We start from the raw sequence: 9,611 nt of genomic DNA, 5'->3' as shown, positions 1-9,611 counted from the left end.
TGAGTTTTTGTTAAATATCCTGATATATCTAACAAATTTCAATCTCCAAGCCTCATTTTTGTAAATTAGCAATGAGTGATAGTTCACTTTTTATCCTACAAGATAAAAAACCGCCCAGCTGTTAATCTTTTACTTCTTCGTCTTCGTAGTTATATAAACTTCGATAAAAAGCGATTGTCTTGATTGTGTGGTTGTCTGTTTCTAAGACGACCCACTTGTCTTCTTTCGTATCGACAGCATCACCTTCTGAGATGTCAGGGGTAATGTTTTGCAGCCAGCCTCCGATCGTATCAATGTCTTCGCTGTCTTCAAATTCGATACCGAACATTTCTTCTAAGTCTGCTAGTAACATTCTTCCGTTAATGTGATACAGATTCTCTTCTTGTTCGACTTTAATGATTTCTGGTTCTTCATCTTCGTCGAATTCGTCACGGATCTCACCGACGATTTCTTCGAGAATGTCTTCCATCGTCATCATGCCTGCTGTTCCACCGTACTCATCGATGACGAGTGCGATGTGGACACGTTCTTTTTGCATTTTTATAAGTGCATCTGAAATATGAGATACTTCAGTGATAACAGGCAGTTCGTGTATAAAGTCTTCGATGTTATCTGTTTTACCCGATAGATACTCTGTGAAATATTCTCTGACGTTTATAAATCCGATAATTTGGTCTTTATCTCCAGTTTCGTCTGTCACTGGATAACGTGTAAAGCTATATTCGTTTACAGTTTCTAAGACACTTTCTAACGTAATCGGTTGTTGCAGTGTGATCATTTGAGTTCTCGGAACCATAATATCTTTTGCGGCTCTTTCATCAAATGAGAATATATTTTTCATATAAGCGAGCTCTGTTAAGTTGATTTCTCCGCTTTTATAACTTTGTGTCATAATAATTTTTAACTCTTCTTCAGAGTGTGCATGTTCTGTCGCGACATCTTTTATACCAATGAGTCTCACTAAAAATCGCGCAGTTCCGTTCATTGACCATATTAATGGCTTCATGATAACTCCAAATATATAGAGTGGTCTCGCAAATACCATACTCACTTTTTCAGCATACTGAATTGCAACTGTTTTTGGTGCAAGTTCACCGACAACGACGTGTATGAACGTCACGATTGTAAACGCGACAATAAAGCTAACGATCGTCATATACTCGTTTGGTATATTAATTAAGTCAAATAAGGGATTTAATAAAATTGCGAATGTTGATTCTCCAATCCAACCTAATCCTAGCGCTGTGATTGTAATCCCTAACTGACAGGCAGATAAATAATAGTCGAGATGAAGAATCATATGCTTCACTAATTCGGCTTTTTTATTGCCCTCTTCAATCAGTTGATCGATTTTTGATAATCTCGCTTTAACAAATGCAAACTCAGATCCAACGAACATCATCGTCAGTAAAATGAGTAGAATAAATATAAATAGATTTAAGATTGTGGTCGTATCCAATACGTTCCCCGAACTCGGGGTCACCTCCATTGATTAGCTATATATAGATAAGTATGCTTACGATACGTTTCTTTTTCCAATATAGTATTGATATTTTACCACATTCGCTTAATTTTGAATATATTTCTACATCATTCAAATGTAAAACGTTCAGTGATTTTTTTAATTTCTGAACTCTCTTCTTTTAACGCGTGACTCGTAATCGTTTCAACGATTTCTCCATCTTTTAAATAATGAATAAAATCAAACTCGTCCAAATGACTTAAATCATGTGTCACGACGATTAATGTCTCTTGCTTTAATATAAGGTCCCACATTTTTTCTCGTAAAATATCGTTTAGTCGGGCTGTCGGCTCGTCCATAATCCACGTATTTTTACGTTCTAAAATCATACGAATCGCATGCAGTCGTTTCATTTCACCCGCTGACATGTGACGAGTGGCGTACATATAATCATCCAGTTCCAGTTCTTTTAAATTAAAATCATCCAAATACTCTTTTAACTCATCCGCTTCAACTTCATTTTTACCGAACATCGTTAAATTATCTCTTAATGTACCGTTGTAAAAATCTAAAAACTGTGGCATCACACTCGCATCTTCTGTAATTAAATGATGAAGTAATGTCGACTTCCCAGATCCACTCGGACCAATAATGACGTGTTTTTCGCCTTGTTTAACGTTTAACGTCACTCGTTTTAACACGTCGCGCTTTGAATTTTCATACCGAAACGTTAAGTCTTTAACTGACAACTCTTCGTTAAACGGGCGCTCGTTCTCAGAATGACCTTCGATTCTTTTGATTGTCTCTTTCACACGACTGAACTCGCTCACCGGCTGCATAACTGGGACAAGCAATTCCACAACGTTTATAAATATCAAGAGAATCATCGGTAACAGTAGTACATCATCCACCGCGTAAATAATGAGTGACAATCCGATAATTTGTAGTACCTGTGCAGTCATTCGCATGATATGTGTTATGTTCGCGTGCATAAATTTCTTGTCGTTATATCGCTCAATTAACGTCTCGATGTCATGCTGCTTTTCATCGATTTCTTTGTTGATGAAAAAATCCGTATACCCGTATATGAGACTATATACTTTTAAATAGAGCGTGGACTCTACGTCACTTTCTTCGTCATAAATACGTTCAAATACACGCTTAAAAATTAGTGGTACGACGAGTAAAACGAACAATGAAAACACACTAAATATAATGACAAGTTTCGTACTAACGAGCGCCGATAAAATAATGACAATAAGCACAGTCGAAACAGCTGTAACAATCGGGTAAACGATTCGTATATAATACCCTTCAATATCATCAAAATGTTTATTTAAACGTTCGATTAACCGGACGTCACGTGTCTTAATATGATTTGCCAATGTCTGATTTAAAAAATCAAGACGCAAACGGTTGATCATTTGAAACGTCGCTTCATGCGAAAATATACGTTCAAAATATTTAAACACACCTTTTGATAAGCCGAACAGTTTAATAATTACGATAATAAAAATTATTGTAATAAGTGGCGGATTAAAATAACTCAAGCTAATCATATAGCCACTTAAACCGAATATCGAGACACCAACAAGGCCACTTAAAATGCCGAGGATGATGCTTAAGTATACTTTTATTTGTTCATTTTTTAAAAAGTTCATACACTCACCTCTAGCGTTTCATTTTGCATAACGATATGTGTGTCCGCGATATCTAATAATGCACGTCGATGAACGACCGCGATAATTAACGTATGTTCTTTTAGATCTTTTAAATGCTCTAATACGATCTCTTCAGTTGCGTCATCTAAAAACTCTGTCGGTTCGTCCATCAATACGATATGTGGACGTAAAAGTAATACACGTGCGAGTTTCAGTCGAACAATTTCTCCGCCACTTAACGGTACATTATTGTTGATAATTAACGTGTCGAGCCCCGCTTCAAGATTCATAATACTGTCGTAAAGTTGAAGTTCTTGTAAGACGTTGAGTATTTTATCTTCTTCGAGATCGTTAAAATACTGTCTAAACGTCGTGTCAGATAAGTAAATATCGTCAGATATATATAACACGTCGTCGCTCTGAATCGTTACTTGTCCAGTTGTCGGCGGGTGTAGTCCGGCGATCGTATTTAATAACGTCGTTTTCCCGACACCAGATTTTCCGGTAATCGCTATGAGACCAGATTTATTAAACTGAATAGACGTATTTTTAAGTAAGTCGCGGTCTGTCGTAATCGTAACATCGTGGAGCTGTAACGACTCACCTTTTTCACGGTACTCTTTACGTGGTGCTACTAGTGACTCGTTCACTTTTTGTAAGTGACCGTCTGCGATTTTTCCGTTATGGAATTCTGTCCCCATCACTTTTAATGATGAATAAAATTCCGGTGCCATGAGCAGTACAAAGAAACTTTGGTAAAACGTAATATTTTCAAAGATGATAATACGTAATCCGACCTCGAGCGCCGTTAGACCAATACCGAGTATCGTTATAAACTCGAGCATTAACGTCGATTGGAAAGCATATTTTAATATATGCATCGTCGTCGATAAAAACTTGTCGTTACTCTTTTGTAACGCACGACTCGCCTCACGTTCAGCGTTCGTATAGGTGACTGTGTCTTTTCCGCGTACTAAATTTAAAAATAGCGTGCCCATCTCGTCGAACTCTGTCGCTTGCTCGAGTGCTTCATCTTCAGTTTTAAGGCCGACTAATATATAAAATAACGGTATAAAAGGCGCCGTTGTAAGAAGTATAATTGCTGCAACTGGCTCTATAAAAAAGAGTGCAACGATAATTATAACGACCTTTGTCACAGTTAAAACGACCGTCGGTATAAAACTTTCTTGATACGGACGATACTTTTCTAAATGGACAAATATTGCGTTTAAAATCGATTCGCTATCTCTCTTTGAATCGACGTGAATACTGCGTGCAAGAGCTTTTGCTTTTTCTGTTAAGTTTTGACTTGCGACTTTACTCGTGTAGAAGTTATACATATATGTCACTAAGAAAAACAAGATAAAGTACACGATGAGCATTATAAATTCAGTTTTTACTGTCGTTTTGTTTATGATTAAGTTTTCAAGTAGTTTTGATAGTTCGTGACCGAATAATAAATAACTCACTGCAACTACGGTTGAAATGAGCGTATAGATCACGATGTACTTTCTATCCAAATCAAACTTCATGTTTACACCTCTATTAAAAAAACGTGAGAGTTCATCCTCCCACGCTTCCTATCCTCCAATATAGCTCATATCTATTTTACGACGCGCTTTGCGCTCTTCTTCTGTAATTTTATGACGAATTGCTGAATATTGGTCGTCACGCTTATTCCACTCACCCATTAAGATGTCTTCGAGTGTTTCATCTGAAATACCTTCACGCATGAGCGTTTTTATATCAAATCCTTCAGTTGCGAATAGACAACCATAAAACTTGCCGTCTGCAGATAGTCTTGCGCGTGTACATGTTGAACAGAAATTTTCAGACACACTCGTAATAAACCCTAAATGTGCATCTGTGTCCGTATGCTTATACACTTTCGCAACTTCCCCGTAGTACGCTGGGTCTACTGGCTCAAGTGTAAATTCTTCACGCAACATATCTAATATATCTTCTTTAGATACGACTTTTTCGAAGTTCCATCCGTTATCGTTACCGACATCCATAAACTCGATAAAACGTAACGTAATTGGCGTGTTTTTAAAATGACGCGCCATGGGTAAAATCTCATGGTCGTTTAATCCTTTTTGTACGACCATATTGACTTTAATTTTAAACCCGAGAGAAATCGCATAATCTATATTTTCTAATATTCTCGATGTACCGATGCCACGGTCATTAATTTGACCAAATAGTTCGTCGTCCATCGCATCGAGTGAAATGTTTAAACGACGAAGGCCCGCATCGTAAAGCTTTTGGCCATGTTTTTTTAACAGTAACGCATTCGTCGTCATACCGATATCTTCTATACCTGGAATTTTATTTAATCGTGCGATAAGCTCGTGTAAGTCTTTACGCATTAACGGTTCACCACCTGTTATACGTAATTTTTTGACACCGAGATCTGCGTATATACGCGCGAGTCTTTCAATTTCATCAAATGAAAGTAAATGCTCTTGCGGTAAAAACGCATAGTCATCGCCGAATATTTCTTTTGGCATGCAGTAGCTACATCTGAACTGACATTTATCCGTTACGGAAATACGAAGATCTCGTAACGGTCGTCCGAACTTATCAGTTACTTGTTTCATCGTATCCCTCCTAGAGAATATCCGTTTTACGATTAATGTTTACAAACATCGATTCATTTAGACCGTAGTCTTCAATGTTTAACGTTATATAGTCTTGGTGCTCTAAAAATTGTCGGATACTCAGTTTTTTTGATTCGAGTTGTCTTTTTAAATCTTCGACGATCGTTTCACCGTGATATACACCGATTAACGGATGTAGTTGCTCGCCTTCAGTAACGACGATTTTGTTCGTTTCAATCGCCTTTTCGACTAACACTTTTAACCACGCACTCGGTACGTACGGTGTGTCTGTCGACACGATGATGACGTAGTCGTCTGGATATTCTTTCATCAGTGCGTAAATTCCACCGAGTGGTCCGTGATCTATAAAACTTTCGTCATCTATCACCGTTTTATACGGATGAAACGCATCCTTTAATCGCACGTTTGTATTGACGACGATTTCGTCGACGACTCCACTTTTCTTTAAACGATTCACGACATGCATATACATCGGCCTGTCGTTTAACGCATATAATGATTTGTCTGAACCAAATCGCGTCGAATTTCCACCTGCTAATACTGCTCCGATTACCATTTAACCACCACTCACTGGCGGGATAAGTGCTACGACGTCATCAGGTGCAATTACTGACTCGTCTCTTTCAAACGATTCGTTCACTGCAACTTGAAACACTTCTCCGTCTAATTCTGGATAATCGATATATAAACGCTCTTTTAATTCTTTCACTGTTATTGCGTCATGAATCGGTAATTCAATATGATCGTCACCGATTTTTTCTTTTATACTTGCAAATATTTTAATTTTCATCACGATCCACCTCCACACTCGAGTGATAATGTCTAGAGTCACCAATCCACTCTTCTCCGTCTTCCCAAATCTCTTTTTTCCATATCGGAACGATTTCTTTTAATCGGTCGACTGCGTACATATTTGCACGATACGCGTTATGTCGGTGAGGTGAAGACGTTAAAATAACGACCGCGATCTCAGTCGCATCGAGTTTACCGATTCGGTGCGCGATGCTCGTTTTGACACCAGGCCACTTTTCGCTTATCTCATCTGCGATTTGTGCGAGCATTTTTTCTGCCATCGGAATATATGCTTCGTACTCTAAATATACTGTACGTGTCCCTTGTGTCCACTCACGCACGTGACCCGTGAACGTCACAAGACCACCTTGATGTTTGTCTAGAACATATTGTTGATATTTTACGATATCAATCGGTTCAGTTACTATTTCGAACTGCTTCATCTATTTTTACTCCAACCTTTAAACCATTGTAATATCGCATCTTGATCTGATGCTACGTTATAGTAGTTTACCACATTTGACAGCTCTAATTCTCTTATGTCGCCTTTTTCACCCGTGAACGAATGCGTGAGGACAATCTTGTCATAATCTTCGTTTTTATAACCTTCGATTAAAATGACGTCTACTTTACCGTTTAAAGCTTCGATTTGCTCTTTTAAACCCGGCACTTTGTTGTCGTGGTAAATCGTATAATTCGGTGTGTTTAATATCGTATAGTCGCTCAGTCGACTGAACTTTCCAGTGTCTGTCGAATCATCGATATCAATGTGATGATGTTTTATTACTGCTGCTTTTAAGTTCGAAGCTTTCAATATTTTTAGAAACTCAACGATTAGCGTTGTTTTGCCGGTATCTTTATATCCGACGACTTGTAAGATTTTCATTGTCGAATCGAAAAGTGTGACACACCGCTCGTCACATCTGTCAGCATTACTTGTACTTCATCTCCCGCTTCAAAGCCACGTGTACCACCTGGTAATACGATAACACCGTTGCTTCTCGCAATAGACGTTACGGCGTTTGATTTATTAAATCCAGACGGTTTTGAGATGACTTTACCGTCGACAAAGTCAATCTCAGCACGGACAAATCGCGTAAACGGATTTGGCTTTTTAAAGTCTTCTCCAAGCGTCGCGTTCACGAATGGCGCGAATGCTCGTGCAGAACCTTGCATAAGTAATATCGCAGGACGAGCGAATAACTCAAATCCTGAATAGCACGCAGATGGATTCCCGCTTAAACCGAATAAAAACTTGCCTTTTGCCCTTGCGACTGTCGTAACACTACCTGGTCGCATTGCCACTTTGTTAAACAGAACTTCCGCGCCAAGTTTTTCATATACTTTCGGAAGTAAGTCGTAATCTCCAACAGACACACCACCTGTTGTGATAACTGCGTCGACTTCGTTAAACATTTTTTCGATTTTTTCTAGAAGTGTGTCTAGATTATCTTCTTCGAGATCATATCGCTTAGCGTGCACGCCAATTCTCTCTAACTGTGCCATAATCATCGGTGTGTTTGAGTTTCTAATTTTACCGCGCTCTAATTCGTCAGATACTTCAAGTAATTCACTTCCTGTCGATAAAACACCGACAACTGGAACGCGGTAGACATTCACTTCAACGTATCCAAATGTCGCAAGCGTTGCGACTGTGCCTGGGTTAATTTGACTTCCTTTATGGACGATAATGTCGCCTTTTTTACACTCTTCCCCTTGCATCGCAACGTTATCGAATGCATCAAATGTTTTACGGATCGTGAACGTATCACCGTCAATATTTGCCTGCTCAAACATCACGACCGTGTCTGCAGATTTCGGTAACTCTGCACCTGTCATAATACGAAATGCTTCATTTTCTTTTAATTCGTAGTCACTCGTACTGCCAGCGGGTACTTCATCTACAACAGTAAACGCTGCACCTTTACCTGAATCAGCACTACGGATCGCAAACCCATCCATCGCTGAACGCGTAAATAACGGCACGTCATGAGTTGCTGTTAAATCCTCTGAAAGATAACGATTATAACTATCTTCGAGTTTCACTGTTTCAGTATCTATATGTGTTACATTTTCTACTACTTTAGTTACGGCATCAAAAACTGGGATTGGTTGTCTATTTAAAGTCACTAAAATCTCTCCTTTTGATATAATTAACGTAATACTTATGAACTATTATACTAAAAAGAGGGATTTTAATGTCTAAGTTTACTCACTTTAACGAAGAAGGACGCGCGAAAATGGTCGACGTCTCAGAAAAAAATGTCACGTCACGCGTTGCAACTGCAGAAAGCGTAATTGAAGTCAGTCAAGAAATATATGAAGGCATCGTAAACGAAAAGATGAAAAAAGGTGACGTCTTAGCAGTCGCACAAATCGCAGGAATTATGGCAGCGAAAAACACGCATCAAATCATCCCGATGTGCCATCCATTACAACTTTCTGGAATCGACATCACATTTAACTGGGATACGGATGACGGATACAAGCTACACATCAAAGCGACAGTAAAAGTTAAAGGGCAAACAGGTGTGGAGATGGAAGCCTTAACGGCCGCAAGCGCTGCAGCACTCACAGTGTACGACATGTGTAAAGCGCTCGATAAAGGTATGATCATCAGAGAAACTAAACTATTAAGTAAATCAGGCGGGAAATCCGGAGATTATTCTATTTAGGTGATGGATGTGGGTTGACCGGGGTGCTTTTGAATTGGTGTTTTTATTCTTTTGCCGATTTTATTTAACAAAAATATCGCGGTTTTGTGAGATATCCGGATTTATTTAACATATTTCGGTCCGGTTGCTCGGTTTTTGTTAATTATATTTTTTTATCTAACAAAAACGAGGTGGGAACCCGAATTTTTGTTAATTATCTTGATATATCTAACAAATTCAGAGTTTTTTTGTAAATACCGATGAGGGATAGTGTTTTTTATCCCTAAAAGATGAAAAACGCTCTTTCTCCCGATTTTATTTAACAAAAATATTGCGTTTTTGTGAGATATCCGGATATATTTAACAAATTTCGGTCCGCAGACACGGTTTTTGTTAAATATATTTTTTTATCTAACAAAAA

General features: G+C 38.4%; 10 protein-coding genes. 1 reads left to right on the top strand and 9 read right to left on the bottom strand.

Annotation, left to right across the window (positions count from 1 at the left end):
* Window positions 1-121 precede the first annotated feature (121 nt).
* From HMPREF3177_RS07040 to glp, 9 genes are all read right to left on the bottom strand, one after another.
* Window positions 122-1,459 (bottom strand): hemolysin family protein, encoded by a 1,338-nt coding sequence (locus HMPREF3177_RS07040; protein WP_070458128.1) that lies wholly within the window; start codon window positions 1,457-1,459, stop codon window positions 122-124.
* Between the two features lie 131 nt (window positions 1,460-1,590).
* Window positions 1,591-3,123: an ATP-binding cassette domain-containing protein gene (locus tag HMPREF3177_RS07035; RefSeq protein ID WP_070458125.1), complete on the bottom strand. Its 1,533-nt coding sequence runs from the start codon at window positions 3,121-3,123 to the stop codon at window positions 1,591-1,593.
* On the bottom strand, window positions 3,120-4,655 hold the full coding sequence (locus tag HMPREF3177_RS07030) for an ATP-binding cassette domain-containing protein (RefSeq protein ID WP_068129757.1): 1,536 nt from the start codon (window positions 4,653-4,655) through the stop codon (window positions 3,120-3,122). The genes HMPREF3177_RS07035 and HMPREF3177_RS07030 overlap by 4 nt, the downstream gene beginning before the upstream one ends.
* Window positions 4,656-4,703: 48 nt before the next feature.
* A complete protein-coding gene (gene moaA / locus HMPREF3177_RS07025; protein ID WP_068129754.1) occupies window positions 4,704-5,723 on the bottom strand; it encodes a GTP 3',8-cyclase MoaA in 1,020 nt (339 codons plus the stop codon).
* Between the two features lie 10 nt (window positions 5,724-5,733).
* On the bottom strand, window positions 5,734-6,300 hold the full coding sequence (locus HMPREF3177_RS07020; RefSeq protein ID WP_068129751.1) for a molybdenum cofactor guanylyltransferase: 567 nt from the start codon (window positions 6,298-6,300) through the stop codon (window positions 5,734-5,736).
* A complete protein-coding gene (locus tag HMPREF3177_RS07015; protein WP_070458122.1) occupies window positions 6,301-6,534 on the bottom strand; it encodes a MoaD/ThiS family protein in 234 nt (77 codons plus the stop codon).
* Window positions 6,524-6,979 carry a molybdenum cofactor biosynthesis protein MoaE gene (locus tag HMPREF3177_RS07010; protein WP_068129743.1) on the bottom strand — a complete coding sequence of 152 codons (456 nt, stop codon included), beginning with the start codon at window positions 6,977-6,979 and terminating at the stop codon, window positions 6,524-6,526. The genes HMPREF3177_RS07015 and HMPREF3177_RS07010 overlap by 11 nt, the downstream gene beginning before the upstream one ends.
* Window positions 6,976-7,422, bottom strand: a complete 447-nt coding sequence (gene mobB, locus HMPREF3177_RS07005; RefSeq protein ID WP_068129741.1) for a molybdopterin-guanine dinucleotide biosynthesis protein B — start codon at window positions 7,420-7,422, stop codon at window positions 6,976-6,978. The genes HMPREF3177_RS07010 and mobB overlap by 4 nt, the downstream gene beginning before the upstream one ends.
* Window positions 7,419-8,666 (bottom strand): molybdopterin molybdotransferase MoeA, encoded by a 1,248-nt coding sequence (gene glp / locus HMPREF3177_RS07000; protein WP_070458119.1) that lies wholly within the window; start codon window positions 8,664-8,666, stop codon window positions 7,419-7,421. The genes mobB and glp overlap by 4 nt, the downstream gene beginning before the upstream one ends.
* Before the next feature lie 68 nt (window positions 8,667-8,734).
* Between glp and moaC the strand changes: the two genes are divergently transcribed.
* Entirely contained in the window at window positions 8,735-9,211 is a 477-nt protein-coding gene (gene moaC / locus HMPREF3177_RS06995) for a cyclic pyranopterin monophosphate synthase MoaC (RefSeq protein WP_068129735.1), read from the top strand.
* The last annotated feature ends 400 nt before the right edge of the window (window positions 9,212-9,611 follow it).

Source organism: Nosocomiicoccus sp. HMSC09A07, assembly GCF_001808485.1.
GTDB lineage: Bacteria > Bacillota > Bacilli > Staphylococcales > Salinicoccaceae > Nosocomiicoccus > Nosocomiicoccus ampullae_A.
The sequence above is the reverse complement of the archived record's forward strand: the minus strand, read 5'-3'. Positions and strand labels throughout refer to the sequence as shown.

What these genes read in the sequence shown, in the direction of transcription:
- mobB (WP_068129741.1), bottom strand. Translation starts at nt 7,422, where the DNA reads ATGAAAATCTTACAAGTCGTCGGATATAAAGATACCGGCAAAACAACG.
- moaC (WP_068129735.1), top strand. Translation starts at nt 8,735, where the DNA reads ATGTCTAAGTTTACTCACTTTAACGAAGAAGGACGCGCGAAAATGGTC.
- HMPREF3177_RS07015 (WP_070458122.1), bottom strand. Translation starts at nt 6,534, where the DNA reads ATGAAAATTAAAATATTTGCAAGTATAAAAGAAAAAATCGGTGACGAT.
- HMPREF3177_RS07030 (WP_068129757.1), bottom strand. Translation starts at nt 4,655, where the DNA reads ATGAAGTTTGATTTGGATAGAAAGTACATCGTGATCTATACGCTCATT.
- moaA (WP_068129754.1), bottom strand. Translation starts at nt 5,723, where the DNA reads ATGAAACAAGTAACTGATAAGTTCGGACGACCGTTACGAGATCTTCGT.
- HMPREF3177_RS07020 (WP_068129751.1), bottom strand. Translation starts at nt 6,300, where the DNA reads ATGGTAATCGGAGCAGTATTAGCAGGTGGAAATTCGACGCGATTTGGT.
- HMPREF3177_RS07035 (WP_070458125.1), bottom strand. Translation starts at nt 3,123, where the DNA reads ATGAACTTTTTAAAAAATGAACAAATAAAAGTATACTTAAGCATCATC.
- HMPREF3177_RS07010 (WP_068129743.1), bottom strand. Translation starts at nt 6,979, where the DNA reads ATGAAGCAGTTCGAAATAGTAACTGAACCGATTGATATCGTAAAATAT.